This is a genomic window from Enterococcus termitis (genome assembly GCF_001730305.1).
Taxonomy (GTDB): domain Bacteria; phylum Bacillota; class Bacilli; order Lactobacillales; family Enterococcaceae; genus Enterococcus_L; species Enterococcus_L termitis.
The window spans coordinates 1-25,851 of the sequence record NZ_MIJY01000015.1 but is presented as its reverse complement, the minus strand read 5'-3'; the positions used below and the strand labels follow the sequence as shown (position 1 = coordinate 25,851).

The window sequence follows — 25,851 nt, the reverse complement described above, 5'->3', positions numbered from 1 at the left end:
ATAGCTGTTAAAGTGTTCTAGACCAAATTTGGCTAACTACGGTTTTAGTAGGAGGTAGCCTTTTTTTGTTTTTTTACCGTTTTAGTTTTCGTATAAAAGAAATATATTTTGGATGCTTGCAGCAATTTTTTTAGGGTATAGCTGTATTTATGTCGATAAGATGACGATCGGCATGTCACTGGTTACAATTGCGAGTGATCTAGGTTTTGATCCACAGCAAAAAGGGTTGATATTGAGTGCTTTTTTTCTAGGGTATACGATTTTTCAAATTCCTTTTGGGTATTTATCCAATAAAATCGGAACAAGGAAAATGATGATTACCTCTGTGTTTTTAGTAGGGATTTTTCTTTGTTTGTTTGGCTTTGGTTTTTCGCTATTATATTTGATCTTTATTCGTTTTATGACGGGAGCTGTCGCTCATTCTGGCTATCCAGCTTCTGTGAGTACCTTTATCTCACAAGAATTACCATTAGAAAAACGTGGACCTGCGCAATCGACGATGATTGCTTCGTCAGGATTTGCGTCGATTGTAGGACCGTTGTTGATAGCGCCGCTGTTAGTGATGATTGGCTGGCATAATGCCTATTATTTACTAGGTGTAATAGTGATGTTGATTGCTGTGATGATGTATGTTGTGATTCCTAAAGAATTTGGTGGAGTGAAAGAGCAGCTGCAGGGGAAACAGTCGATTTCGTTCAAAGAAGTATTACAGGATCGAAATGTTTGGATCATGATTTTTGCCGCATTTTTTATCAATGCTGCAGTGTATGGCTTAAACGGCTGGATGGCAACCTATCTTGTAGAAGCACACGGACTTGTTTTGACTCAAACAGCATATGTAACGGCGGTGATTGGTTTATTCACGATGGTTGCGGCTATGGCGGGTGGCGTGATGGTCAATAAGTTCTTTGTAGGAAGAGAGAAATATGTGATTTTGGCGGCAACATTCGGGGGTGGTATTTTTTCAATTCTAGTTTCTGTTGTCGATACATTTTTACTAAGTATGCTGTTTCTGGCATTGGCCGTGGCAGCAGCAAGTTTGGCGTTTGCGACATTGATGAGTATTCCGTTGAAAATTTTCCCTTCAGAGGAAGTATCAGCAAAGTATGCAACAATCAATGCAATCGGAGTTTCTGGTGGATTTGTCGCTCCTACGATTATTGGTGCATTGATTCAGGTTTCTAATGGGAACTTCTTTAGCTCCTTCATCTTTATTGCTGTTTCATTTGCCGTTTCAGGGATCATAACTTTGATGGTTCAACGGAATCAATAAGTACTCTAAATCGACAGTAAAAAAGGGAACAGCGTTGTTTGTTCTGTCAAAAGGAGAATGATTGGGATAAATAACTGTTTTATGTTAAATTTTACGTATAAGCTTTCTTTTATTTTATCTCGTTGTTAAAAACTGTAGGACTAAAAATAGATCGGATGGAAGAACATTACGGGAGAGACTGATTAACAGCACCGAAGGAATAAATAATAATTGGCCAAACTTTTATTATGAAGATCTCAGGTAAACGGACCGTAATTGGACATCACTCTGGAAAGCATAGGCACCGAAGGAGCAACTCTTCAGCAAGAAGACGAATCTCTCAGGTTTTTTACAGAGGAATGGGCATTTTTTTAAGATGCCTGTTCCTCTGTTTTTTATATACTTATTTTACTTGGAGGTGTCGATCGAAACATTACTAAAAACAGCTACACAAAAGAAAAGGTAAAGGAGAATAGAGATGGATCTAAAAACACCCTTATATGAGGCACATGTAAAAGCAGGCGGGAAAATGGTTTCTTTTGCAGGGTACATGCTTCCTGTACAGTATTCAAAAACTGGAGTAATAAAAGAACATTTGGCTGTGCGTAATCAAGTCGGTTTATTCGATGTTTCTCATATGGGAGAAGTTGTGTATGAAGGAAAAGATGCGTTAGCAAATATACAGTATGTATTAACGAATGATTTTAGCAACCTAGAAATAGGACGTGTAAGATATACCTTGATGTGTAATGAAAATGGCGGTGTGATCGATGACCTTTTGGTATATAAATGCAGCGAAGAAAAATATTTACTCGTCGTGAATGCGGCAAATCGAGAAAAAGACGTTGCTTGGATGAAACAGCACTTATTCGGAGAAGTTGAATGTTCAGATCAATCAGATTCGTTTGTTCAACTTGCTTTACAAGGTCCTAACGCGAAAGAAATTATTGCACGTTTAACCGATGAACAGGAGATTCCCAAAAAATATTACAGCTTTACAGAAAATGCTGTTGTCGGTGGCGTAAATTGCCTGTTATCTCGAACTGGGTATACGGGAGAATTTGGTTATGAGCTGTACTGTCACGCGAACGATGGCTTAAAATTGTGGGATTTACTGCTAAAAACAGGTGAGGATTATGGCATTGTTCCCTGTGGGCTAGGAGCACGTGACACTTTACGATTAGAAGCGGGAATGCCCTTATACGGACATGAAATGAATGAGGAAATCACTCCTTTTGAAACAGATCTAAGCTTTGCTGTCAAAATGAACAAAGATGATTTTATCGGTAAAAAAGCTTTATTGGAAAAAGGAGAACCCAAAATAACCCGAATTGGGTTGGAATTGACTGAACGAGGAATTGTTCGTGAAGGAGCAGCGGTTTATTTTAACGATCGAAAAATCGGTCAGACAACATCTGGAACGATGTGTCCGTATGTGAATAAAGCATGTGCAATGGCTCTTGTGAAAAAAGACATTGTGGAAATTGGCTCGATCATTGAGGTCGAGGTTAGAGGCAAGAAACTTGCGGCAGAGATTACAACACTACCATTTGTAAAAAAATAATCGGAAAAAGGGGATAATGACAATGGCAAAATCAGAAGAAATGAAATTTTCAAAATCACATGAGTGGGTACTTTTTGATGGGGAAAAAGTAAGAATCGGCCTGTCTGATTATGCACAAGATCAGCTAGGAGATATTGTTTTTGTAGATCTTCCAGATGAGGGAGACGAGATCACAAAAGAAGAATCTTTTGCAGATATTGAATCGGTCAAAGCAGTATCAGAAGCTTATTCTCCAGTAACCGGAACAGTTTCAGCTGTAAATGAAGAGCTTTTAGACAGTCCGGAAATGATCAATTCAGCGCCTTTAGAGTCTTGGCTGATCGAAGTGGAAGGTGTGGAAGAAATAGAAGAATTATTAACAGCTGAGGAGTATAAAAAATTCTGCGAAGAATCTGAGGAGGCATAAATAATGGGGAATTATCTTGGATCAACAGAACAACAGCAAGCGAACATGCTGAAAAAAATCGGTCTGACAACCATGAATGAGCTCTATCAAGATATTCCAAAAGAAATGCTAGTGGAAAAACTTGATATCCCAGCTGGAAAATCAGAGCTGGAAGTACGCAGTATCATAGAAGCTATGGGACGGAAAAACAAAGTCTTTTCAACGATCTTTCGTGGAGCAGGTGCTTACAATCACTATATTCCAGCGATCGTAAAGCAGATTGCGGCAAAGGAAGAATTTGTGACCTCATATACACCCTATCAACCTGAAATCAGTCAAGGGCTGTTACAGTCTATATTTGAATATCAAACCATGATCTGTGAAATTACTGGAATGGACGCCACCAATGCTTCTGTTTACGATGGAGCGACCGCAACGGCAGAAGGAATCAATATGTGTCTAGAAAAGAAACGTTTAAAAGTGTTGATTTCTGAAACGACCAACCCGATGACAGTTCGAACGGCGCTCACGTATTTTAGTTCCCAGGATATCGAGTTTGTGATGATTCCAGAAAAAGATGGGTTGACAGATCTTGCAGCATTAAAAGCAGCGCTGGACGAAACAACTGCCTGCTTTATTGTTCAACAGCCAAATTATTACGGTGGAATCGAAGCAGTAGAAGAAATCGAAGAACTTGTCCATGAAGCAAAAGCAAAATTTATTATGAACGTGAATCCTGTAGCCAGTACACTATTGAAATCTGCTGGAGAAGTGAACGCAGATATTGCTGTTGGTGATTCTCAACCATTTGGGCTCCCTTTAGCCTTCGGCGGACCTTACATTGGATTTATTGCGACAAAAGAAAAAATGATCCGAAAGCTTCCTGGTCGCATCGCAGGGGAAACAGTAGATGAAGCGGGGGATCGAGCGTTTGTTTTAACCTTACAAGCACGTGAACAGCACATTCGCCGAGAAAAAGCTGCTTCCAATATCTGTTCCAACCAAGCATTGTGTGCTTTAACCAACGCAGTTTATATGAGTACGATGGGCGCCAAGGGTATTCAGGAAGTAGCTACACAATGCTACAGCAAGGCTCATTATTTAGCGGATCAATTAAGCCAAATCGAAGGAGTGGAACTGACCAATGATTCGCCATTTTTTCATGAATTTGTAACAACTCTTCCTGTTTCAGAAACCCTTGTCCTAGAGAAATTAGAAGAACAGGATATTCTGGGCGGATATCCTACCGAAAAAGGCTTGCTGTGGTGTGTAACTGAACTGAATACAAAAGAGCAGATGGATAAAGTGGCAGCATTAGTGAAGGAGGCGTGTCAGTCATGAAATTGATTTTTGAACGTAGCGTAGAAGGTTATTATAACGAAATGATTGCTCCTTGTGATGTGCCGATCGTTGAGCTTTCAGACACGTTGAAAAGAGAAAAAGATTTACATTTACCCTCATTACCTCAGCCTGAAATCAGTCGTCATTATACGGAATTAGCAAATGCAACATTCGGGATCAATAACGGCTTTTATCCATTAGGTTCTTGTACGATGAAATACAATCCAAAAATTAATGATGAAATGGCTGCTTTTCCTAGCTTTGCCAATATTCATCCGTTGCAGCCGGAACGAACAGTACAAGGCGCTTTAGAAGTTTTTACTATGACAGAAACATTGTTGAAAGAAATCACGGGTATGAATGCCATTACGTTTCAGCCGGCAGCTGGAGCACACGGAGAATTTACCAGTTTATTAATGATCAAAGCTTACCATGAAAAAAATGGACAGCCACAAAGAAACAAAATCATCGTTCCGGATTCCGCTCATGGAACAAACCCAGCCAGTGTGGCAATGACTGGTATGATTACAGTCAATATTCCATCGGATGAGTATGGGTGTGTAGATATTGCCGCTTTGAAAGAAGCAGTGGGGTCTGATACAGCTGGATTGATGCTGACGAATCCAAATACGGCCGGTATTTTTGATAAAAACATTTTAGAAATCACAAAAATCGTACATGATGCTGGCGGACTAAATTATTATGATGGTGCAAATTTAAATGCAATCATGGGTGTCGCTCGTCCAGGTGATATGGGCTTTGATATTATTCATTTAAATCTGCATAAAACCTTTTCCACTCCCCATGGCGGCGGCGGACCAGGTTCTGGCGCGGTTGGCTGTAAAGACGTGCTGAAACCATTTTTACCAAACTATTATCCTGTTCAAAATGGCTCTGAAATCACTTTTACAGAACCGGCAGATTCCATCGGTCAGGTCAAAGGTTTTTATGGACAGTTCTCAGTGTTTTTACGTGCATTGACTTACATTCTATTTTTAGGATCAGAAGGCATTTCTTCAGCATCAAAAGGAGCGGTCTTAAATGCCAATTATATGTTGCATGAATTGAAAGATATTTTTGAAGTTCCTTATGGCGATGCTTGTATGCATGAATTTGTTATCAGCTTGGATCGTTTGAAAAAAGAAACAGGGGTTACAGCACTAGATGTGGCCAAAGGTATTTTGGATCATCAAATGTATCCACCAACGATGTATTTCCCATTAACGGTACCGGAAGCATTGATGGTCGAACCGCCAGAAACAGAATCCAAACAACGGTTGGACGATGCTATTTCTGTGTACCGCAAGCTGTATGAAGAGGCGCATGAACATCCGGAAGCTTTTCATAATTATCCCTTACATGCACAAATCCACCGTGTAGATGAAGTTCGAGCAGCAAGGCATCCAATTGTCCGCTATGATTTTTCTAAAGAGTCAAGAAAGGCGTGAAAAGGGTGAGGTATGATTTAATCATTATTGGGGCAGGTCCAGGCGGTTATGTTGCGGCAATCAAAGCTGCCCAATTAGGTATGAAGGTCGCTCTTGTTGAATCTCAGAGAATTGGCGGTACCTGTTTAAATCAAGGATGTATCCCAACGAAATCTCTGCTGCATGCAGCTGAGACAATTAGAGAGATTAGACAAGCAGAGAAAAATGGTATTCAGGTTGGAACGCTTCAAATCGATCGAAACAAAATGTATCAGCAAAAAGATCAAGTGGTTGATCAATTAGTACAAGGGGTCGAAGCACTGATCAAAGCGAATAAAATCGACTGGATCAAAGGCGTTGGAACAATCATCGCACCAGGACAAGTCAACGTTTCCGATAAGATATATGAAACAGAAAAAATTCTGATCGCTACAGGATCAAAGCCAGCTGTACCGCAAATTCCTGGGAGTGATCTTCCAGGAGTGATAACAAGCAATGAGCTTTTAGCTCAGTCAAATCAGTATAACCAGCTAGTGATTATTGGCGGAGGTGTGATCGGTGTAGAATTTGCGTCTATTTTTAATGAACTTGGCTGCGAAGTAACGATCATTGAAGCAGCGGACACATTGCTGCCTAATTTTGACAGTGAAATTTCTAAAAAGTTAGCGTTGCTGTTGAAGAAACAAGGAATAAAGATAGCAACGAAATCGAGTGTTGCATCGATTTCAAAAGAGACGCAACTCGTGTGTACTTTTTCATCTAAAGGAAAAGAATTGACCGCAAAAGGGGATGCGATTCTGATTGCTACTGGACGTAAAGCTTATTTTGAAGGCCTATTTGCTGAAGATGTGGCGGTTGAACTAGATAGAGGGATGATAAAAGTCAATGAATTCTTTGAAACTTCGATAAAAGGAATTTATGCAATCGGAGATGTTGCCAATCGTGGTATGCAATTAGCTCATGTAGCTTCCGCTCAAGGTGTCAACGCAGTTTTAGCGATGAATCAGCAACAGGGGGTCTATGATTTAGACTTGGTTCCTTCTTGTGTTTACACAACTCCGGAAATTGCTTCGGTTGGCATTACAGAAGCACAAGCAAAAGAACAAGATCTTTCGATCAAGATTGGCAAATACAATATGGCTGGCAATGGAAAGACAATCATTGCAGGCTCTTCTTTAGGTTTTGTCAAAGTAATCGCAGATGCACAAAGTGAAAAAATCATTGGAGCGCAGATGCTGTGTGCGCGTGCGACAGATATGATCAGTGAGTTTACGACAGCGATTGCCAATGGATTGACGATCAGTGACGTTGGCACTATCATTCACCCGCACCCCACCTATAACGAAGGTGTTGGAGAAGCATATGAACTTTTAGCAGGACATGGTATTCATACGATGCCTAAAAAATAGTCTAGAAAAAGAGTACACTGGTTTGGTATGATAGAATAGACGATTTATCTGTTGTTTTGCACCTCCTACTATAGATGGGTAAAAAACTTTGTTTGACGGTTATCAGTTAAAAGTCGTATCGATTTAAAATGAAAAGGAGAAAAAATAAATGCTGACAGAAAAACAAATAGTATTCGCAGAAGGGTTACAAGAAGAGTTAGTTGAAATCAGAAGACACTTGCATCAAAATCCGGAGATTGGCATGGAGTTACCTCAAACAGTCGCTTTTGTGAAGGCTAAGTTGATAGAATATGGCTATTCCCCACAGCCATGCGGAGAATCAGGTATCACAGTAGTAGCAGGCAAAAAGGCAGGTAAAACATTTTTACTACGTGGAGATATGGATGCTCTTCCTATTCATGAGTTGACCGATTTGCCGTTTAAATCTACCAATGAATATATGCACGCCTGCGGTCACGATATGCATACGACGATGTTGTTAGGTGCGGCTAAACTACTAAAAGAATTTGAAGACGAGCTTGATGGACAAGTCAAATTATTATTCCAGCCAGGAGAAGAAATTCTTTCCGGATCAAAAGTTTGTATTGAAAATGGTGTATTGGAAAATCCAAAAGTCGATGCTGGAATGATGCTGCATGTTTTCCCGTTTCCTAGCTTAAGAGTAGGACAAATTATCCCAACACCAGAAGGAACATTTATGGCAAGTGCAGATTGGTTTGAAATCAAGATCAAAGGGCGCGGTGGTCACGGTTCTCAACCAGAAACATCAATCGATCCAATCAATGTCGCAGTCCATATTTACACAGCGCTGCAAGAATTATCAGCTAGAGAAATCGGTTCAGAAGAACGCTTTGTCTTGACGATTGGTGAGTTCACAGGAGGAACACCGGGAGCATCAAATATCATTCCCGAAACAACGGTGATGAAAGGAACGCTAAGAACCTTAAAAGAAGAGGTACGCGTGCAGGTCAAGGAACGAATGACCGCAATCGCTGAAAATATTGCTAAAGCCTTCCGAGCAGAAGCAGAAGTAGTTTTCACAAATGGCTGTACAACGAATGTAAACGATCCTGAATTAGCAGGATTTACGAAGCAATCTTTAATCGATACCTTTGGTGCAGAACGTATTGTTGATCTGCCGATTTCAGCACCATTAATGGGCAGTGAAGACTTTGGCGAAATCAGTCAGCTGATCCCGACGGCAACCGTTTTGTTAGTCGCTTCAGAAGAAAATATCAATCTACACAATCCAGCTATCGTGTTCGATGAATCGGTCTTGAAAGAAGGCGCAAAGGTTTATTCAGATACAGCTATTTCTTGGTTGAAAAATAGTTAAAATAAAGAGTGATTCAAAGAGTGGAGGGAAAAAATGGTCAAAACAGATATAGAGATTGCACAAGAGGCAACGATTACGCCAATTACAAAGATCGCAGAAAAAATAGGTTTGAAGGAAGATCAATTTGAGTTGTATGGAAAATACAAAGCGAAGATCGACGTCAAAAAAATTTCAGGTGACAAAGAAGGAAAAGTCATTTTGGTTACAGCGATTACTCCTACACCAGCAGGCGAAGGTAAAACCACGACGGTGGTTGGATTAGGTGATGCGTTGAATCGAATCGGTAAGGACGCAATTATTGCTTTAAGAGAACCCTCTTTAGGTCCGGTCTTTGGGATTAAAGGAGGAGCAGCGGGCGGCGGCTATGCGCAGGTTGTTCCTATGGAAGACATCAATCTACATTTTACTGGCGACTTTCATGCGATCGGAGCTGCGAATAATTTACTAGCTGCAATCATCGACAACCATATTTTTCAAGGAAATGAATTGATGATCGATAACCGCAGAATTACTTGGAAAAGAGCGGTTGACATGAATGATCGGCAGTTAAGACATATTGTCGATGGCTTAGGTGCTTGTGTGAATGGTGTTCCTAGAGAAGACGGTTTTGAAATCACTGTTGCTTCAGAAATTATGGCGATCTTATGTTTATCAAATGACATTGAAGATCTAAAAGAAAATTTGGCTAATATGATCATTGGCTACACTTACGAGAATCAGCCTGTCACAGTCAGAGAATTGAATGCACAAGGAGCGATGACAGCTCTGTTAAAAGAGGCAATCAAGCCAAATCTTGTCCAAACTCTGGAAAATAATCCTGCGTTGATTCACGGTGGTCCATTTGCAAATATTGCTCATGGCTGTAACAGTGTGATTGCGACAAATACGGCTAAAAAATTAGCTGACTATGTGGTAACAGAAGGCGGTTTTGGGGCAGATTTAGGTGCTGAAAAATTCATTGATATCAAATGCCGAAAATCAGGAATCCGTCCGTCCGCTGTAGTAGTCGTTGCAACAGTCAGAGCATTAAAAATGCATGGCGGAGTGCCGAAAGATCAGTTGGGCACCGAAAATATCGAGGCGTTAACAAAAGGACTGCCTAATTTACTGAAACACATTGAAAATATGACGACTGTTTTTGGATTGCCAACCGTTGTTGCGATCAATAAATTCCCAACAGATACCGAAGCTGAACTAGCATTAGTCAAAACTGAATGCGAGAAACGCAAGGTAAATGTTGTCTTGTCTGATGTTTGGGAAAACGGTGGTGCAGGTGGTGAAGAACTGGCACAAGAGGTTGTCCGTTTGGCGGACCAAGAAAATCATTTCTCCTTTGCTTATCCCGATGAATATTCGATCAAGGAAAAAATCAGTGCAATCGTAGAGAAAGTATATGGCGGAAATAACGTTCAGTTTGAGCCGATGGCAGAAAGAGAAATCGCTAAGCTAGAAAAACTAGGTTTTGGTCATTTACCGATCTGTATGGCTAAAACACAATATTCATTGTCTGATGATCAAACGAAACTGGGAAGACCAACAGACTTTTCGATCACGATTAGCAACATCAAGATTTCTGCAGGTGCTGGATTTATTGTAGCGTATACAGGAACGATCATGACTATGCCAGGATTACCAAAAAAGGCAGCATATGAAAAAATAGATGTTGATTCTAGTGGGAAAATCTCCGGACTTTTCTAAGCGAGAAATATCGCATAAAAGAAATTAAATACTTGAACAGCTTTTATGATCTTGTTTAACCATTCATAAAGGCTGTTTTTTGTCGGATAGGTGTCTTGACACATCTGTTTTTTTCTCGTAAAATAGGAACAACTTATATGTCAAGACACCTTGAAGGAGATTAAAAATAATGAAGAAGAAATCAGTTAGACATTTAACGATAGCCGCACTATTGGTAGCGATGGGGATCATTATTCCGATGGTTATGCCAAGAATTACGATTGGACCAGCGTCCTTTACCTTAGCTAGTCATGTACCAGTTTTCTTGGCGATGTTTTTCTCACCTGGAGTAGCGATTGCGGTGAGCTTGGGAACTGGTTTTGGCTTTTTCCTTTCAGCGACACCGATTATCGCGTTGCGTGCATTGTCACATTTATTGTTTGCAGCGATTGGTGCCTTGTATCTGCAAAAGCATCCAGCAATTGTTTTATCTAAACATAAAATCGTTTTTTTTAACGGACGTTTTCAATTATTCAATTTAGTGATTGGTTTCATACATTCTGCTGCAGAGTTAGCAGTAGTCAGTGTTTTTTATACAATGGGCAATATGCCGGAAACCTATTACACGCAAGGGTACATGTATTCAATCTTTTTATTAATGGGAATTGGCGGTTTAGTTCATAGTTTGATTGATTATAATATTGCTTATTTTGTAGCGAATGCATTGAGTAAACAGTTTGATATTCCAGTTTTTAGTCGAGCTAGAAAAATAGAAAAAGAAAAAGCACAACTTCTTCCCCAAGAAATGGAAGCACAGGTACATTGACAAGAACAAAGATATCCAGAACATGATTTGGAAATTCATGTTCTGGATATCTTTGTTCTATGGGAGCTTAATTACTTGTTCAGTTTCTAAGTCAAAGAAATGTGCTTTGCTGATATTAAAGGCAAGATCAACCATTTCTTCTGGTTTGTGGAAGTCGCGGGCATCTACTTTTGAAATAAACTCTGTATCACCAAGTTTTGTATACAGCATAGTTTCTGCACCTAAAAGTTCAGATACCACAACTTCAGAACGAACAACTGCATCATTCATCGTATCCAAAGCTACTTGTTCACTGTGAATATCTTCTGGGCGAATCCCAAAAATAACTTCTTTGCCTTCGTAGCCTTTTTCAACTAACAGTTTGTTTTTTCCTTCCGGAATCATTAATTCAAGTCCATGACCGTCACGAATCACACCGTTATTTAAGGTGACTTTGAAAAAGTTCATCGCTGGTGATCCAATAAAACCTGCAACAAAGACATTGTTAGGTGTATTATAAACCTCTTTTGGAGAACCAATCTGCTGAATAAAGCCATCTTTCATGATAACGATTCGATCAGCCATCGTCATTGCCTCTGTTTGGTCATGGGTTACATAAATAGTGGTTGTTTCTAAACGGCGGTGCAATTTGGCGATTTCTGCACGCATTGCGACACGCAGTTTTGCATCTAAATTGGATAAAGGTTCATCCATTAAGAACACTTTTGCATCACGTACGATCGCACGTCCCAAAGCAACCCGTTGACGTTGTCCACCAGATAATGCGGCTGGTTTCCGTTTTAAATATTCTGTCAGTCCTAGAATTTCTGCTGCATTTTCCACACGTGATTTGATTTCTGCTTTGTCATATTTACGAAGTTTTAAACCAAAAGCCATGTTATCGAAAACAGTCATATGAGGGTATAAAGCATAGTTTTGGAAAACCATTGCGATGTCACGATCTTTAGGTGCTACATCGTTCATGACTTTATCACCGATTGAAAGTTCGCCTTCTGTAATATCTTCTAACCCTGCGATCATCCGCAATGTTGTTGATTTCCCACAACCAGAAGGACCAACGAAAACGATGAATTCACGGTCTGCGATTTCTAAATTAAAATCTGTTACAGAATAATTTTCTGCATTATCATATTTTTTATAGACATTTTTTAACGCCATTTCCACCATTGCTGTCACTCTTTTCTTTTTTAGTATAAATGTAGTATAAATGAAAGCGCTATACATGCTCAACGGAAGGTTGCACAAGAAAAAATCTTTTTTTCGTCAATGTGACAAAAATGAGTGAGCCGCTTCTTTAACTTTTTATTGAAAGATTTTGCTATAATGAGAAAAAGAACTGAAATGAGGAATAAAGATGAAAATTGCTTTGATAGCTCATGATCGCAAAAAAGAGTTGATGGTCAAATTAACATTAGCGTATCAACCGATATTGAAGGAGCACGAATTGTTTGCAACAGGAACTACAGGATTGAAAATTTCTGAAGCAACAGGACTCCCTGTTCATCGTTTTAAATCTGGTCCATTGGGAGGAGACCAGCAAATTGGTGCAATGATTTCCGAAGACAAACTGGATATGGTCATTTTTCTTCGAGATCCTTTAGCGGCTCAGCCTCATGAACCAGATGTCACTGCACTAATACGATTAAGTGATGTTTATGAAATTCCTTTAGCTACAAATATTGGTACGGCTGAAATCTTATTAAGAGGACTGCAAGCCGGTTTTGTGGATTTTAGAAATGTTATTCATGAAACCGATAATAAACCGCTTTCTTTTTAGTCGGAATTGATTGCAGTAAAGTAAGGAATATGCTATATTTCAAATAGGCTTAGGCCTAATAAAAAACAGAGTAGGAAATAAAGCGTTAAGTGCCGAAAGGATGGGATGTTGCCTTTTGGACGAAGTATGATATTACAAAAGTATAGAGCAATTTTTTGAAAAGATTAGGTATTTCGCTTTTCATGATCTGGCTGCACGAACTAGCTCTTCGGAAAAAAGATAAATCATTGCAGTGACGAAACCCGTCACCTTAATGATTTCCTATTTTTCAGTCAGAGCTGGGCGAGTTCGTTTCGCTTTTCTGTGATCTAGTTGCACGAACTAGCTCTTCGGAAAAAAGATAAATCATTGCAGTGACAAAAACCCGTCACCCTAATGATTTCCTATTTTTCAGTCAGAGCTGAGCGAGTTCGTTTCACTTTTCTGTGATCTAGCTACACGAAGCATCCTTTGAGGAAAATAGATAATCTACTCATGAAACGAGGACCGTTTCATAAGCAGATTCCTAATTTTTTAAAAGGCTAAACGCTTCGTTCTGCTTTTCTAATCATACGCGGTTTTGTTTTCGCATTCGCTGCATATTTTGTGTAGCAGCTCTTAGAGGAGATGCTAGTATTGAAGAAGAAAAGAATTGATGCACGAACCATTACGTTGATGAGTTTATTGATCGCGTTAATGGTGGTTTTTACGCGATTTATTTCGTTTGAAACCCAGTTTTTACGAATTAGTTTGACCTTTGTTCCAGAATCATTGATGGGGATTCTTTTTGGTCCGTTCTGGACAGGGATCGGCAGTGCTGTTGCTGATACAGTGGGCATGTTGCTGTTTCCAAAAGGACCATATTTTCCTGGGTTTACGCTGAATGCGTTTATTTCGGGAGCTATTTATGGTTTCTTCTATTACAAAAAGGAATTAACTTGGAAGCGTGTGTTTACAGCTACTTTACTCGTAACTGTAATCATTCATTTATTCTTGACACCGCTTTGGTTAGGATTGATGTATGGCGTTAATCTTTCCAATATTGCGTGGTGGATTCCTAGAATTTTGAAAAATATCATTTTCTTCCCGATCCAAGTCGTAGCTACCTATTATTTAGGAAACAAAGTTCCATACAAACAATTTTTGAATAAATCATTAGCAAATTATAAATAGAAAAAGCCGCCGCATTCTTTTCTACATCCCAGAAAAGAGTGCGGCGCTTTTTTGATTTTTACAGTTGATTTTTAAACTGGGCTTCATATAGTGCGTGATAATAGCCGTCTTGTTTGCCGATGAGTTCATCATGACTGCCGATTTCAACGACAGAACCTTGTTCCATCACTAAAATTTTATCCGCATTTTTAATGGTTGAAAGACGATGGGCGATGACAAAACTAGTGCGTCCATTCATCATTTGTAAGAAAGCATCTTGAATATTTTTCTCGGTCAAAGTATCAACTGAACTGGTTGCTTCATCTAAAATCAGCATTGGCGGATTACTGATCATTGTTCTGGCAATCGTCATTAGCTGACGTTGCCCTTCTGAAATTTTAATACCGCTGGCACCGATCAATGTATCTAAACCTTGAGGCAAACGTGTAACAAAATCAAATATATAGGCCTTTTTCATTGCAGCTTCGATCTCTTCGTCGGTAGCATCTGAATTACCATAGGTTAGATTATCTCGAATCGTGCTATCAAATAACCAGGTATCTTGTAAAACCATACCGAAACTTTTTCGCAAACTGTCCCTGGTGATTTGTGTGATTGGGTGTCCATCGATAACTATCGAGCCTTTGTCAACATCATAAAAGCGCATCAATAAATTGACTAATGTTGATTTCCCGGCACCTGTTTTACCTACAATTGCAATTGTTTCTCCAGGTTTAGCAATGAGATTAAAATTTTGAATTAGCGGATTTGAAGGTGTGTAAGCAAAATCGACATGATCAAAAACGACTTCACCAGAAACGTCTGTCAAAACAAGCGCATGTTCTCCATCTGGCTTTTCTTCAGGCTGATTGATAATATCAAAGGTTCGATCCAGACCAGCCAAAGCAGTTTGAATTTGGGTTGTGATTCCGGATAATTCAATAAATGGTTTAGAAAACTGGCTCGAGTAAATCGTAAAACTTGAAATGACACCTACGGTAACTGCTTGATTACCGCTTAAAAGCAACAATCCACCGACAAGCCCAATCGATAAATAAGTTAAGTGATCAACGAATCGAGAGAGCGGATTGGTTAGAGAAGACGAAAACTGTGCTTTTTGTCCGCGGACATACAACTGCTGATTTAGGTCTTCAAACCGTTGTTGAGAAACAGTTTCCTGTTGGAAAGCTTTGACAATTTTCTGATTGCCGACCATTTCAGAAACAAATCCGGAGATATCTCCAACGATCTGTTGTTGAGCAGCGAAATTTTTTTGAGAAGAGGTCGCGACCAACCAGTTGACCAGAAAAATAATCGGTGTTGAAATCAAGACTACCGCTGTCAATAATAGACTTAGCCTTAACATAAAAAAGAAGGCGATGATCACAACAGAGAGACCTGAAAATAATTGGTTAAAAACAGCAGAACAGGCAACGGAAATATTATCCATATCGTTTGTAAAACGACTGACGATATTGCCATGAGCGTTTTGATCATAATAATTTAACGGTAATCGATTCAAATGAGCAAAGGCATCTTTTCTAAGCTCGGCTACAGAAAGGTAGGAAACACGATTACCCAAACGTTGAATCAACCATTGACTGAGCACTGTGACCACTAAAATTCCCGCAAGCAAACTCAACAGTTGAAGCAGCTCTCGAAAATCAACCTCTCCTTTACCAATCATTGTGTCGATCGATTTTCCCATATAATAAGTCATCAAGACGGTTGTCCACCCACTTATGATACCAAGAATGACAGCAGCGGTCATTTCTTTCGGATAGCGAAGCAGGTAGGGGAGAAAACGATTAAAAGAGCGACTTGCATTTTTTTTAGTCATCATGAGCGTTTCCCTCCTCCTGTGAAGCAACAATTTCTTGATAGTCTGTAGAAGAACGTAGAAGCTCTTCATGCGTTCCCAGTCCCACTTGTTTGCCACTCGATAAGACCAGTATTTGATCAGCTTGCTGGATAGAACTGATTCGCTGTGAAATCAAGATCAATGTAGTTTCTTTTAAATCATTTTTTAGTGCGGTTCTTAAATTTAAATCGGTTTGATAGTCTAAAGCACTCAATGAGTCATCTAAAATCAAAACGTCTGGTTTATGAATCAAAGCTCTAGCGATAGTCAGTCGTTGCTTTTGGCCGCCAGAAAAATTTTTGCCACCTTCATAAACATACGTATCTAAGCCTTCGCTTAACTGTTCAACAAAATCCTTACATTGAGCAGTTGCTAACGCTTGCCAGCATTCCTCATCAGTTGCATCTTCTTTGCCCCATTGCAGGTTCTCTCTAATCGTTCCAGTAAATAAAACAGCAGTTTGAGGTGTAATGGCAATTTTTTTGCGTAGTTTTTCTATAGACCAGTCACGTACATTTATTCCGTTGACGAATACATTTCCCTCACTTACATCATAAAATCGAGGAATCAGCTGTGTTAGAGTACTTTTTCCACCGCCAGTTGGTCCAGTGATTCCTAGAACAGAATTTTTAGGAATCGTCAGATTAATATTGTTTAATGCTAATCCCGCATCAGGTTGGTAGCGAAATGATACATGATCGAAGATGATTTCTTGTGAGGAGTTGCTGGAAAGTTCCTCTTTATCTTCAGAATGAATACTTGGAACCACCGCCAAGACTTCATTTACTCTTGATGCAGAAGCAGATGCACGAGTGAAAATAATGACCAGGTTCGACACGACGATCAACGCTAGCAGCATTTGATTCATGTAATTGATCAATGCTAAGACCTCGCCTTGTTGTAGACCACCAAACTCGACCTTTATTCCACCAAGATAGAGCAGCGCTAAAATACCGAGATTCATCACAAGTGTGGTTGCAGGAGTTAATAAGGCAGAAATATTCGATACCCGAATATAAATAGAAGAAAGATCATCTGTGATTTCATTGACATGTTTTTCTTCTGTTTGTTTTCTAGAAAAGGCTCGGATGACACGAACACCACTTAAATTTTGACTGATTTGACGATTTAATAGATCTAATTTTTCTTGAACCTTCTTATATAGAGGAACAGTCGTTTTAATAATAAAATATAGAATAATGCAAAACACTGGCAGCATCAACAGAAAAATCAAGCCCATCTGTACATTGATATAGAAAGCCATGATCACAGAGCCGATGCTTAAAAAAGGAGCACGAATCACCAAACGAATCAACATGGCTAAAGCAAGCTGCAGTTGATTGATATCATTGGTCATACGAGTGATCAGTGTATCAGTACCAAAGCTGTTCAATTCAGCATGCGAAAGCTGATTGATTTTTTTCATTAATTGATTTCGCAATTCAGTTCCAAAGCCTTGAGAGGCAATAGAAGAATAATACTGACAAATCATGACACATACTAAACCAATCACTGACATCAATAACATCCAGCCTGCCATTTGTAAAACATAAGCTCGATCCTGCATACGAATGCCCTGATCAACTAAACGAGCCATAAATAAGGGCAAAACTAATTCAAAACAGGCTTCTAAAAATTTAAAAAATGGACCAAGAATCACCTGTTTACGATATTTCTTAGCAAACCTAAGCAAACCAAACATAGAATTCCTCCTTAAATTAAAAGCGGAATGAGCCTATTTAATCTCGACTAGAAAATAGAAGACATGACTGAAGCGCTTTTTGCCTCATTCAGTTTTTCTCAAGAGGTTGGGCTCATGCAGCTAGATAACGAATAATAATGGTAAAAAATAGAGAAGTTTTTCTCTTCTATTCTATATTAATTTAACATGCAAATAAAGTTGCTCGCATTACACTACAATTATTTGTTACAATAACAAGGAAAGTATTCACTACTAAGGGAGAATGTTCATGAATGAATTTATCAACGTGGTATTATTATTCTTTATTTACGCATTTATTGGCTGGTTATGGGAAACGGTCTATTGTTCATTAAAAGCCCAAAAATTTGTTTATCGAGGGTTTTTGATCGGTCCTTATTGCCCAATTTATGGTTTTGGTATTTTGGGCGTCTTATATTTCTTAGAGCCATTTAAACAAAATATCATTAGTTTGTATGTTTTATCTACGGTTTTAGTTACCTTGTTAGAGTATATAACTAGTTATGGCTTGGAAAAGCTTTTTCATGCTTCGTGGTGGGATTATAAAGATGTACCATTGAATTTAAATGGTCGCGTAGCCTTACCAGTATCACTTTTTTGGGGGATCGGTTGTGTATTGATTGTCCGAGTGATTCATCCAAAGGTCCTGCTGTTTGAGCATTATCTCGCTGAAAAATTTGGGCTGGTCTTGCCGATTATGTTACTAGTAGTCATTAGCTGTGATTTGATTTATACACTAGTCAATATGCAGTCCTTCAAAAAAATCACAACCCAAATCAGTACAGCTGTGGAGGAACGCAAGGGAGAATTGGCTACTATTTTAAATGAAAAAAGAAATGTGCTTTCTACAAATTTAACAGAACTAAAAGAGTCAGTTTCAGAAGAGATGAGCGAACGAAAACGGTCCCAGTCTGCCGAACGCAACTCTTTATTAGAGGAGTTGAAAAACACACCTGCAATCAAGGAGTTGGTTACACGAATTGGCTTTAATCAAAAGCGCTGGATTAAAAATTACCCTAATTTGTCATTGAAAAATATTAAAAATTCATTTGAAGTGAAGGAAATCATCGATAAATACAAAAAAAATACGAAATAAAGTCGTGTTTTATATAACAGTGGCTAGTTGTGTTTCATGTAGCGCTAAACGCTTGATATAATAAGTCTTTGAGTCTTATATAGTCGAATGAATGATACGGATCTACCCTGGTTTTATTACAGTGAAAACGAGATTTTCGTTAAAATGTAACAAATTGTAACAGTACTGAAATAATAAATGGGTGATAGATTAGTATAATGGATAGAGTTGGATTTAGTTAGGAAAGGTGTTGGATTCAGTGAAAGTAAAAAAATTGATACCATTTTTAGCTGCTATCATGCTAGTAAATGTTGGTCTTCCAGTCAGTACTTTAGCAGAGTCATTAGACGAGCTGAAGGACAAAGAAGCACAAACTGAACAGGCAGGAGAATCGATTAGTGAAGATATCAATACAGCTTTAAATGATGTTAATGAAAAATACGCTGAAATTGAAAAACTTAAAGTAGATATTTCAAAAGCTGAAGAAACAATCAAAAATTCTGAAGCAGAGATCACAATAACTGAGCAAAGTATTGAGCGCCGTAAAGAAGTCGTTGGGGACCGTATGAAAGATATCCAATTAAGCGGAGAGCATCGGACATGGCAAGTATTGCTAGATGCAGAGAGCATTTCTGATTTCTTTAATAAGGCATTTGCGATGACTACTTTACAAAATGCGGAACAAAATAAAATAGACAGTTTATCTAAAGATAAAGAAAAATTGACTGAGCTTCAAGAAACTGTAAAAAGCAAACAAGAAGAACTACAAACCAACGAAGCAAAATTACAGGAAGAAGCGTCATTGATGAATGCTCAAGTTGCCTCATTAAAAGAGCAATTAGCGGATAATCAAACAGCGTTAGAATTGATTGCTAGTCAAAAACAAACAGAAGAAAAACGTATCTCTGATGAGAAGAAAGCAGCAGCTGCTCGTAAACAAGCTGAAGCACAAGAAGCGCAAAGAAAAGCGAGTGAATCTGCTTCATCAAGCTCAAGCAGTGAATCATCAAGTACGAATTCAAGTAGTAGTTCAAGTTCAGACTCTAGCTCAAGCAGTGAAGAACAACCAGTTGTTACGCCACCATCTGAGCCAGAGGAAACACCAAATGCAGGTGGAGATACTGGAACTGGAAACGGTCAAGTGCTTTATGTGCAATCAACTGCTTACTCTTGGAGAGAAGCTGGATCTGGATATATCACTGCTACAGGAATTGATTTACGCTCAAATAGTAATGTAATTGCTGTTGACCCAAGTGTGATTCCATTAGGATCTTTTGTTGAGGTAGAAGGTTACGGATTTGCTGTTGCTGGTGATACTGGCGGCGCAATCAATGGAAACATCATTGATGTTCATTTCCCAACGGTTGACCAATGTATCAGTTGGGGACGTAGAAACAATGTAAAAGTTGTTATTCAATAAAAGACAAAAGACACTTTTCGAAGTGTCTTTTTTTTTGCACAAATAAAGCAATCAAGAAGCGTAATTATTTAAAACAAATTAAAAAGCGAGAGAATGTAATGCATTTGTTGCGTATAAATGGTACACTGCACTATAGAAAGAGAGGAATACCAATGATTCGTTTTGCAACAAAAGAAGACGGAAAAGCTATTGCTCCGTTGATTTTAGTTATTTTAAAAGATATGGAACTTCCATTATTGGAAATGGTTCCTGAAGAAACCATTTTGGCTGTTTTAGCTGAAGCATTAGCAGATCCAGTTTATCGCTATGGTTACCAGAGAGGTTTGGTTTATGAGCATGAAGGTCAGGTAGCAGGGATTGCTTTTGGTTACCCAAGTGAAGACGAGCCGATCATCGATGCACCTTTAAAGAAAGTGTTACGCAAGTATCATTTAGACGAAGAAATCAGAATTTTTGTGGATCCTGAAACATTACCTAATGAGTGGTACCTGGATTCGATTTCAGTAGATGAGAAGTATCGTGGGCTAGGTATTGGTTCTAAGTTATTAGATGCTTTACCACAAATGGCCAAAAGAGAAGGTAAGGAAATCATTGGCTTAAGCGTGGATAAAGCAAATCCTAACGCCAAAAAATTATATAGCCGTAAAGGGTTTAAAGATGTCTCGGAAGTGATGATCAGCGGACATGTTTACGATCATATGCAAAAAAAAATCAGCGAATAGCATTCGCTGATTTTTTGCTACTATAAGAGAGAGTCTTTTGGAGTCAACAAGTACCAAAACCAATAATCGGTTTATTATCTTTATTTTTTTTCTTATTGTATAACCAATAATCCAATACAGCAGCCACACAGATACAAAGTGGAGCGTCTTCATCATCAGCGACATTCAAGCTAAAATAGTCTCCAGTAAAAAGTGTTGCTTTACTCATTTCCATGATTTTATGGTTAACTTGATAGATGGAATAATGATGGTTTCTAATATCCCCTAAAACAGTCCAGTGTAAGTGTTGAATATAATAGAAATCTGCATTTAAGTTTAGGATTTTACGTAGCACCCCTACTTTTTCAAATCCTTTATATAATTCGAAGCGAGAGCCAAAAATAAAAGAGGTCTGCTTGATACTTGCCACCAGTTCACCATTCATTGCATATAAAGAAAGGGCGTCTCCGCGTGTTCCCCAACGGCCGACAAGGAGGAAAAGAGACTTACCGTCTTCATCTTTGACGAGCGTTCGTGTAACATTACTTAATTGCTGTTCCTGGATAAAAAATTCAGACATCATCTCTCACCTCTTTTCATTTTTTACGCTAGTAGCAGACTATAAATCTTCTCTGATTGCTCTTAAAATTGCCTCACCAACACCGTTTTCCAGGTTCGTTGAGGTCACGTATTTGGCATGATCTTTGACTTCTAGTTCAGCATTTCCCATTGCGAAACTGACACCAGCCCATTGAAGCATGCTGACATCATTGAAGTTATCACCAATCGTCATCACTTCTTTTTCAGAAATTCCACGATCTTTAGCCACATGAGCCACTGCGATACCCTTTTGTGCATTTTTGTGATTCACTTCGATATTGTTTTGGGCAGAGGAAGTCACTACCAAGTCCGGTATTTGTCTAATTTGCGCGCTTGTAGGCGCTAAAACGTTAGGACCTTCCATACTAAAACCAATAATTTTTAAAATCTCGATATCATCCTGCTGAAGTAAGGCACGGATATCATCGATATAGTTAATGTCTAGTAAAGATAAATGAGCGGCCGCCATAGCAATCGCTACTTTATAGGTCAAGTGAGGCATAGTTGTCGCGATATGTGCGGCAAAATTCTCAATTCTCTTTTCTTGATGTTCTGAAAAGATGCCTTTATTAGTCGATACTTCAAAATAAACTTGATTTGCATCTAAAATATCCATGATCTCAGCAGTTGTTTTCTTTTCGATGCCTGCTGTAAAGAGTGAGTTTCCAGCTTTATCAAAAACTTTTGCGCCGTTTAAGGTAATCATGGCACATTCGATGCCGGCTTCGTCTAATGCTGGTTTAGCTTCGGTATACGCACGTCCTGTAGCAACCATAAATTCGATCCCAAGCCGTTCAGCTTCCCGAATTGCTGAAGCATTGTCTTTTGAAATTCCCATTTTTGAATCCAGTAGTGTTCCGTCCATGTCTGAAGCAATCAATTTAATCATAAATTTTTCTACACCTCGTTTATTTAACTTATCTATAGTTTACCATGTTTTGATGATTTCAGTGCAGAAAAAATTTCTTGTCACATGCACCAAAATCCGCTATGCTAAACATGTTAAAGAAAGTTAGCAGAATAGACGTTTTACTTAATAAAGACTTGACTAAAGAGAAGGAGAAGCATAAATGAAAGAAATCATTCACAATAGTTGGCAAGAAGTTTTAAAAGGAGAGTTTGACAAGGAGTATTATTTGAAATTAAGAGAATTTCTAAAGCAGGAATATAGTCAGCAGACTATTTATCCAGATATGTACCATATTTATTCTGCATTAGAACTCACTCCATACGAAGAGGTGAAAGTTGTTATCTTGGGACAAGATCCTTATCATGGACCTAATCAGGCCCACGGCTTAAGTTTTTCTGTCCAGCCTGGAGTAAGAACGCCACCGTCATTGATGAATATCTATAAAGAGCTTCAAGATGATTTAGGATATCCGCCCGTTTCCCACGGTTTTTTGGAAAGCTGGGCAAAACAAGGTGTATTGTTGCTCAACACTGTTTTAACAGTCAGAAACGGACAAGCATACTCACATCGCGGCCAAGGCTGGGAGAATCTGACCGATGCAATTATTGAAAAATTGAATGAACGAGAAAAACCGATCGTCTTTATCTTATGGGGAAAGCCTGCCCAAGAAAAAATCAAAATGATCGATACAAACAAGCATATTATTATCAAATCTCCTCATCCGAGTCCTTTAGCAGCTCATCGCGGCTTTTTTGGATCAAAGCCATTTTCAAAGACGAATCAAGCGCTGGAGCAATTAGGAGAAACTCCCATCAACTGGCAGTTGCCTGATACAGTGTGATAAAACAGGTGCAAACTGTTATAGTGCAGATGAGTGAGTTTGTGAAAAATATATCAGAATCAAGATTTTTTACACTAATACAGCTATAAATAACTGTTATTTTCTTGGAGAATAGTGTATGATTAGTTTGTATAAATAATCATTGGAGGGTATATCGTGGAATTATTCGATAGCTTAAAATTTAAAGTCATTCGCCGTAATATCAAAATTGTTTTCCCAGAGGCAACGGATCCTCGTATTTTAGGGGCAGCTGCACGTTTGAAAGCAGAAGAACTAATGGAACCGATCTTGATCGGAAAACAAGAAGCAATTGTTGAAGCTGCACATGCTCGTGGAATCAAAACCTCTAACTTCACTATTATTGATCCTGATAATTATGAAGGCTGGGAAGAAATGGTTGCAGCATTTGTAGAACGCCGTAACGGAAAAGTAACAGAAGAAGATGCACGTAAAATCCTAAAAGATGTAAATTACTTCGGAACAATGTTGACTTACATGGGGATAGCTGATGGTATGGTTAGTGGCGCGATCCACTCAACAGGAGACACTGTTCGTCCTGCCCTACAAATCATCAAAACAAAACCAGGTGTCAGCCGTACAAGTGGAGCAATGATCATGGTTCGTGGACGTGACCAAGAGAAATATATCTTTGCGGACTGTGCAATCAATGTGAACCCAACGGCTCAAGAATTAGCTGAAATCGCTGTTGATAGTGCAAAAACTGCTGAGTTGTTCGACATCGATCCAAAAGTTGCTATGATGAGTTTTTCTACAAAAGGTTCTGCTAAAGCACCTGAAGTAGATAAAGTCGTTGAAGCAACGAAAATTGCGAAAAACTTAGCGCCAGAATTAGATATCGATGGAGAATTACAGTTTGATGCCTCTTATGTTGCTTCTGTAGCACAATTAAAAGCGCCAAACTCATCCGTTGCCGGACAAGCAACAGTCTTTGTTTTCCCAGAATTACAATCAGGAAACATTGGCTATAAAATTGCTCAACGCTTAGGTAACTTTGAAGCGATTGGTCCGATTTTACAAGGCTTGAACAAACCAGTTTCAGATTTATCACGTGGTGCCAATGAAGAAGACATTTATAAACTTTCAATCATCACAGCAGCACAATCATTGATGAATTAATTTTTTACTGGGGAATTGAAACAAAACGTGTAGCGTTTTTGTTTGATTCCCTAGTTTTTTTTTACATAATTCGGTATACTACACTACATGGAAATACAGAATGATCAGGCAGAAAAGCAGGTGATGAAGTGGAGATTTTAATTAAGAACACAAAAGAAACAGAAGACATAGCCAAACTCATTGGTGCAAGTGGTGAAAGAGGAGATACTATTATTCTTTCCGGAGATCTTGGGGCGGGTAAAACAACGATGACCAAAGGGATTGCATTAGGTCTTGGGATTGAGCAAATGATCAAAAGCCCAACTTACACAATCATTCGTGAGTATCGTGAAGGACGGTTGCCATTATACCATATGGATGTATATCGCATAGAAGATGGCGCAGATGACTTGGGATTAGATGAATATTTTGAGGGCGACGGCTTGTCTGTCGTTGAATGGGGAAAACTATTGGGTGATTTTATGCCTTTGGACTACTTAGATATTACCATTGAAAAAGATTCAGAGGACCCAGAAAAAAGAAAACTATTGATTCAAGCGTTCGGACGACGGTCAGAACAATTTTTAGCAAGAATCCAGCAAAAAATGGAGGAAAAAAGATGACAGAGGTTGAATTTACTATTCGAGAAGCAATTCCAGATGATGCGGCAGCTATCTTAGTGGCATTAAAAATCATTGGCAGTCAAACACCTTACTTAGTGATGGATGAAAAAGGACTGGAAATGACACCTGATGAGATGAGTGAAAATTTAGCAAATCTATATGATTCACCAAATAATGTCCTGATGGTTGCACTGGCAGATGGAAAAGTCATTGGTACGGCTTCTGTCAAAGCTTCATCAAAACAACGGATGGAACATATCGGTGAAATCGGCATTAGTATTTTAAAAGATTATTGGGGCTTTGGTTTAGGAAGCTTGATGATGGAAGAACTGATCGAATGGGCGAAAGAAAGTCAGGTGATCCGTCGCCTAGAATTAACTGTTCAGCAGCGCAATCAACGTGCAGTTCATGTATATGAAAAAATCGGGTTTAAAACAGAAGCAATAATGCCTAGAGGGGCTAAAACCGATGATGACGAGTTCTTAGATGTTCATTTGATGAGCATGATGATCGATTAAATAAAGAGATGTGAGTGAGACATAACTCTTCAAGTCATATCCCACTCACTTATAATCCGAATAAACGGTGGAAGCAGAAGCAATCCCTTCGGAAATAAGCTGAAATTGCTGTAAAACACAACGAGTACCGAGTTGATGTTGCACAGTACCTACTTGGTCACAAAAATTTGAAGAGCACCAGGTAGGTACCAATTATCATCAGCTCGTAAACTCACTGTGATGCTTGGCAATTTTCGTGAATTTCGGCTTATTTCTTGGAGCTAAACGCTTTATACGAAAACTAAAACGGTAAAAAAACAAAAAAAGGCTACCTCCTACTAAAACCGTAGTTAGCCAAATTT

The 25,851-nt window shown here is 38.8% G+C and carries 23 protein-coding genes and 2 riboswitches; of the genes, 18 read left to right on the top strand and 5 right to left on the bottom strand.

Going from position 1 to position 25,851, the window contains the following annotated elements; all coding sequences use genetic code 11:
- Positions 1–112 precede the first annotated feature (112 nt).
- The 9 genes from BCR25_RS09915 to BCR25_RS09875 all read left to right on the top strand — a co-directional run bounded on the left by BCR25_RS09915 (position 113) and on the right by BCR25_RS09875 (position 11,217).
- Positions 113–1,273: an MFS transporter gene (locus tag BCR25_RS09915; RefSeq protein WP_069663461.1), complete on the top strand. Its 1,161-nt coding sequence runs from the start codon at positions 113–115 to the stop codon at positions 1,271–1,273.
- A 159-nt stretch (positions 1,274–1,432) separates the two neighbouring features.
- A riboswitch (glycine riboswitch) is annotated at positions 1,433–1,535 on the top strand.
- Positions 1,536–1,730: 195 nt separating this feature from the next.
- Complete coding sequence (gene gcvT, locus BCR25_RS09910; RefSeq protein WP_069663460.1) at positions 1,731–2,816, top strand: glycine cleavage system aminomethyltransferase GcvT; 1,086 nt, start codon at positions 1,731–1,733, stop codon at positions 2,814–2,816.
- A gap of 22 nt (positions 2,817–2,838) precedes the next feature.
- The gene (gene gcvH / locus BCR25_RS09905; RefSeq protein WP_069663459.1) at positions 2,839–3,222 is read left to right on the top strand and encodes a glycine cleavage system protein GcvH; all 384 of its coding nucleotides are present in this window, start codon (positions 2,839–2,841) and stop codon (positions 3,220–3,222) included.
- Between the two features lie 3 nt (positions 3,223–3,225).
- Positions 3,226–4,542 carry an aminomethyl-transferring glycine dehydrogenase subunit GcvPA gene (gene gcvPA, locus BCR25_RS09900; protein ID WP_069663458.1) on the top strand — a complete coding sequence of 439 codons (1,317 nt, stop codon included), beginning with the start codon at positions 3,226–3,228 and terminating at the stop codon, positions 4,540–4,542.
- Positions 4,539–5,990, top strand: a complete 1,452-nt coding sequence (gene gcvPB / locus BCR25_RS09895) for an aminomethyl-transferring glycine dehydrogenase subunit GcvPB (RefSeq protein ID WP_069663457.1) — start codon at positions 4,539–4,541, stop codon at positions 5,988–5,990. The genes gcvPA and gcvPB overlap by 4 nt, the downstream gene beginning before the upstream one ends.
- Before the next feature lie 5 nt (positions 5,991–5,995).
- Complete coding sequence (gene lpdA / locus BCR25_RS09890; protein ID WP_069663462.1) at positions 5,996–7,378, top strand: dihydrolipoyl dehydrogenase; 1,383 nt, start codon at positions 5,996–5,998, stop codon at positions 7,376–7,378.
- A gap of 148 nt (positions 7,379–7,526) precedes the next feature.
- Positions 7,527–8,714, top strand: coding sequence for a M20 metallopeptidase family protein (locus BCR25_RS09885; RefSeq protein WP_069663456.1), 1,188 nt, complete (start codon positions 7,527–7,529; stop codon positions 8,712–8,714).
- A gap of 33 nt (positions 8,715–8,747) precedes the next feature.
- A complete protein-coding gene (locus BCR25_RS09880) occupies positions 8,748–10,412 on the top strand; it encodes a formate--tetrahydrofolate ligase (RefSeq protein WP_069663455.1) in 1,665 nt (554 codons plus the stop codon).
- Positions 10,413–10,581: 169 nt separating this feature from the next.
- Entirely contained in the window at positions 10,582–11,217 is a 636-nt protein-coding gene (locus tag BCR25_RS09875) for a hypothetical protein (protein ID WP_069663454.1), read from the top strand.
- Between the two features lie 57 nt (positions 11,218–11,274).
- On the opposite strand, the gene BCR25_RS09870 is transcribed toward BCR25_RS09875, so the two are convergent.
- Positions 11,275–12,384: an ABC transporter ATP-binding protein gene (locus tag BCR25_RS09870; RefSeq protein WP_069663453.1), complete on the bottom strand. Its 1,110-nt coding sequence runs from the start codon at positions 12,382–12,384 to the stop codon at positions 11,275–11,277.
- A 187-nt stretch (positions 12,385–12,571) separates the two neighbouring features.
- Here BCR25_RS09870 and mgsA point away from each other — a divergent pair, with 187 nt between their 5' ends.
- Both mgsA and BCR25_RS09860 read left to right on the top strand, forming a co-directional pair.
- Positions 12,572–12,994 carry a methylglyoxal synthase gene (gene mgsA / locus BCR25_RS09865; RefSeq protein WP_069663452.1) on the top strand — a complete coding sequence of 141 codons (423 nt, stop codon included), beginning with the start codon at positions 12,572–12,574 and terminating at the stop codon, positions 12,992–12,994.
- A 64-nt stretch (positions 12,995–13,058) separates the two neighbouring features.
- Positions 13,059–13,181, top strand: a riboswitch (THF riboswitch).
- Positions 13,182–13,600: 419 nt separating this feature from the next.
- Entirely contained in the window at positions 13,601–14,146 is a 546-nt protein-coding gene (locus BCR25_RS09860) for a folate family ECF transporter S component (protein ID WP_069663451.1), read from the top strand.
- 58 nt (positions 14,147–14,204) lie between these two features.
- On the opposite strand, the gene BCR25_RS09855 is transcribed toward BCR25_RS09860, so the two are convergent.
- Together BCR25_RS09855 and BCR25_RS09850 are read right to left on the bottom strand one after the other, a co-directional pair.
- Complete coding sequence (locus BCR25_RS09855; RefSeq protein WP_069663450.1) at positions 14,205–15,968, bottom strand: ABC transporter ATP-binding protein; 1,764 nt, start codon at positions 15,966–15,968, stop codon at positions 14,205–14,207.
- The gene (locus tag BCR25_RS09850; RefSeq protein ID WP_069663449.1) at positions 15,958–17,688 is read right to left on the bottom strand and encodes an ABC transporter ATP-binding protein; all 1,731 of its coding nucleotides are present in this window, start codon (positions 17,686–17,688) and stop codon (positions 15,958–15,960) included. The genes BCR25_RS09855 and BCR25_RS09850 overlap by 11 nt, the downstream gene beginning before the upstream one ends.
- A gap of 268 nt (positions 17,689–17,956) precedes the next feature.
- Here BCR25_RS09850 and BCR25_RS09845 point away from each other — a divergent pair, with 268 nt between their 5' ends.
- The 3 genes from BCR25_RS09845 to BCR25_RS09835 all read left to right on the top strand — a co-directional run bounded on the left by BCR25_RS09845 (position 17,957) and on the right by BCR25_RS09835 (position 20,923).
- On the top strand, positions 17,957–18,802 hold the full coding sequence (locus BCR25_RS09845; RefSeq protein WP_069663448.1) for a putative ABC transporter permease: 846 nt from the start codon (positions 17,957–17,959) through the stop codon (positions 18,800–18,802).
- 226 nt (positions 18,803–19,028) lie between these two features.
- Entirely contained in the window at positions 19,029–20,201 is a 1,173-nt protein-coding gene (locus tag BCR25_RS09840) for a 3D domain-containing protein (RefSeq protein WP_425429371.1), read from the top strand.
- Positions 20,202–20,353: 152 nt separating this feature from the next.
- A complete protein-coding gene (locus tag BCR25_RS09835) occupies positions 20,354–20,923 on the top strand; it encodes a GNAT family N-acetyltransferase (RefSeq protein ID WP_069663446.1) in 570 nt (189 codons plus the stop codon).
- Between the two features lie 43 nt (positions 20,924–20,966).
- Here the strand turns inward: BCR25_RS09835 and BCR25_RS09830 are convergent, their stop codons facing one another.
- A complete protein-coding gene (locus BCR25_RS09830; RefSeq protein ID WP_069663445.1) occupies positions 20,967–21,482 on the bottom strand; it encodes an LURP-one-related/scramblase family protein in 516 nt (171 codons plus the stop codon).
- Between the two features lie 39 nt (positions 21,483–21,521).
- A complete protein-coding gene (locus tag BCR25_RS09825) occupies positions 21,522–22,391 on the bottom strand; it encodes a Cof-type HAD-IIB family hydrolase (protein WP_069663444.1) in 870 nt (289 codons plus the stop codon).
- A gap of 181 nt (positions 22,392–22,572) precedes the next feature.
- Between BCR25_RS09825 and BCR25_RS09820 the strand changes: the two genes are divergently transcribed.
- The 4 genes from BCR25_RS09820 to BCR25_RS09805 all read left to right on the top strand — a co-directional run bounded on the left by BCR25_RS09820 (position 22,573) and on the right by BCR25_RS09805 (position 25,510).
- Complete coding sequence (locus tag BCR25_RS09820) at positions 22,573–23,253, top strand: uracil-DNA glycosylase (protein WP_069663443.1); 681 nt, start codon at positions 22,573–22,575, stop codon at positions 23,251–23,253.
- 156 nt (positions 23,254–23,409) lie between these two features.
- Positions 23,410–24,390 (top strand): phosphate acetyltransferase, encoded by a 981-nt coding sequence (pta, locus tag BCR25_RS09815; protein WP_069663442.1) that lies wholly within the window; start codon positions 23,410–23,412, stop codon positions 24,388–24,390.
- A gap of 128 nt (positions 24,391–24,518) precedes the next feature.
- Positions 24,519–24,992: a tRNA (adenosine(37)-N6)-threonylcarbamoyltransferase complex ATPase subunit type 1 TsaE gene (tsaE, locus tag BCR25_RS09810; RefSeq protein WP_069663441.1), complete on the top strand. Its 474-nt coding sequence runs from the start codon at positions 24,519–24,521 to the stop codon at positions 24,990–24,992.
- A complete protein-coding gene (locus BCR25_RS09805; protein WP_069663440.1) occupies positions 24,989–25,510 on the top strand; it encodes a GNAT family N-acetyltransferase in 522 nt (173 codons plus the stop codon). Before tsaE ends, BCR25_RS09805 begins: the two co-directional genes overlap by 4 nt.
- The last annotated feature ends 341 nt before the right edge of the window (positions 25,511–25,851 follow it).

Excerpts from the sequence above, each read along its gene's own strand:
- BCR25_RS09850 (WP_069663449.1), bottom strand. The coding sequence starts at position 17,688 with ATGTTTGGTTTGCTTAGGTTTGCTAAGAAATATCGTAAACAGGTGATT.
- BCR25_RS09845 (WP_069663448.1), top strand. The coding sequence starts at position 17,957 with ATGAATGAATTTATCAACGTGGTATTATTATTCTTTATTTACGCATTT.
- gcvT (WP_069663460.1), top strand. The coding sequence starts at position 1,731 with ATGGATCTAAAAACACCCTTATATGAGGCACATGTAAAAGCAGGCGGG.
- BCR25_RS09880 (WP_069663455.1), top strand. The coding sequence starts at position 8,748 with ATGGTCAAAACAGATATAGAGATTGCACAAGAGGCAACGATTACGCCA.
- BCR25_RS09805 (WP_069663440.1), top strand. The coding sequence starts at position 24,989 with ATGACAGAGGTTGAATTTACTATTCGAGAAGCAATTCCAGATGATGCG.
- BCR25_RS09915 (WP_069663461.1), top strand. The coding sequence starts at position 113 with ATGCTTGCAGCAATTTTTTTAGGGTATAGCTGTATTTATGTCGATAAG.
- BCR25_RS09825 (WP_069663444.1), bottom strand. The coding sequence starts at position 22,391 with ATGATTAAATTGATTGCTTCAGACATGGACGGAACACTACTGGATTCA.
- BCR25_RS09830 (WP_069663445.1), bottom strand. The coding sequence starts at position 21,482 with ATGTCTGAATTTTTTATCCAGGAACAGCAATTAAGTAATGTTACACGA.
- BCR25_RS09860 (WP_069663451.1), top strand. The coding sequence starts at position 13,601 with ATGCTAGTATTGAAGAAGAAAAGAATTGATGCACGAACCATTACGTTG.
- BCR25_RS09885 (WP_069663456.1), top strand. The coding sequence starts at position 7,527 with ATGCTGACAGAAAAACAAATAGTATTCGCAGAAGGGTTACAAGAAGAG.
- BCR25_RS09835 (WP_069663446.1), top strand. The coding sequence starts at position 20,354 with ATGATTCGTTTTGCAACAAAAGAAGACGGAAAAGCTATTGCTCCGTTG.
- BCR25_RS09870 (WP_069663453.1), bottom strand. The coding sequence starts at position 12,384 with ATGGTGGAAATGGCGTTAAAAAATGTCTATAAAAAATATGATAATGCA.
- BCR25_RS09855 (WP_069663450.1), bottom strand. The coding sequence starts at position 15,968 with ATGATGACTAAAAAAAATGCAAGTCGCTCTTTTAATCGTTTTCTCCCC.
- mgsA (WP_069663452.1), top strand. The coding sequence starts at position 12,572 with ATGAAAATTGCTTTGATAGCTCATGATCGCAAAAAAGAGTTGATGGTC.
- BCR25_RS09820 (WP_069663443.1), top strand. The coding sequence starts at position 22,573 with ATGAAAGAAATCATTCACAATAGTTGGCAAGAAGTTTTAAAAGGAGAG.
- BCR25_RS09875 (WP_069663454.1), top strand. The coding sequence starts at position 10,582 with ATGAAGAAGAAATCAGTTAGACATTTAACGATAGCCGCACTATTGGTA.
- gcvPB (WP_069663457.1), top strand. The coding sequence starts at position 4,539 with ATGAAATTGATTTTTGAACGTAGCGTAGAAGGTTATTATAACGAAATG.
- gcvPA (WP_069663458.1), top strand. The coding sequence starts at position 3,226 with ATGGGGAATTATCTTGGATCAACAGAACAACAGCAAGCGAACATGCTG.
- gcvH (WP_069663459.1), top strand. The coding sequence starts at position 2,839 with ATGGCAAAATCAGAAGAAATGAAATTTTCAAAATCACATGAGTGGGTA.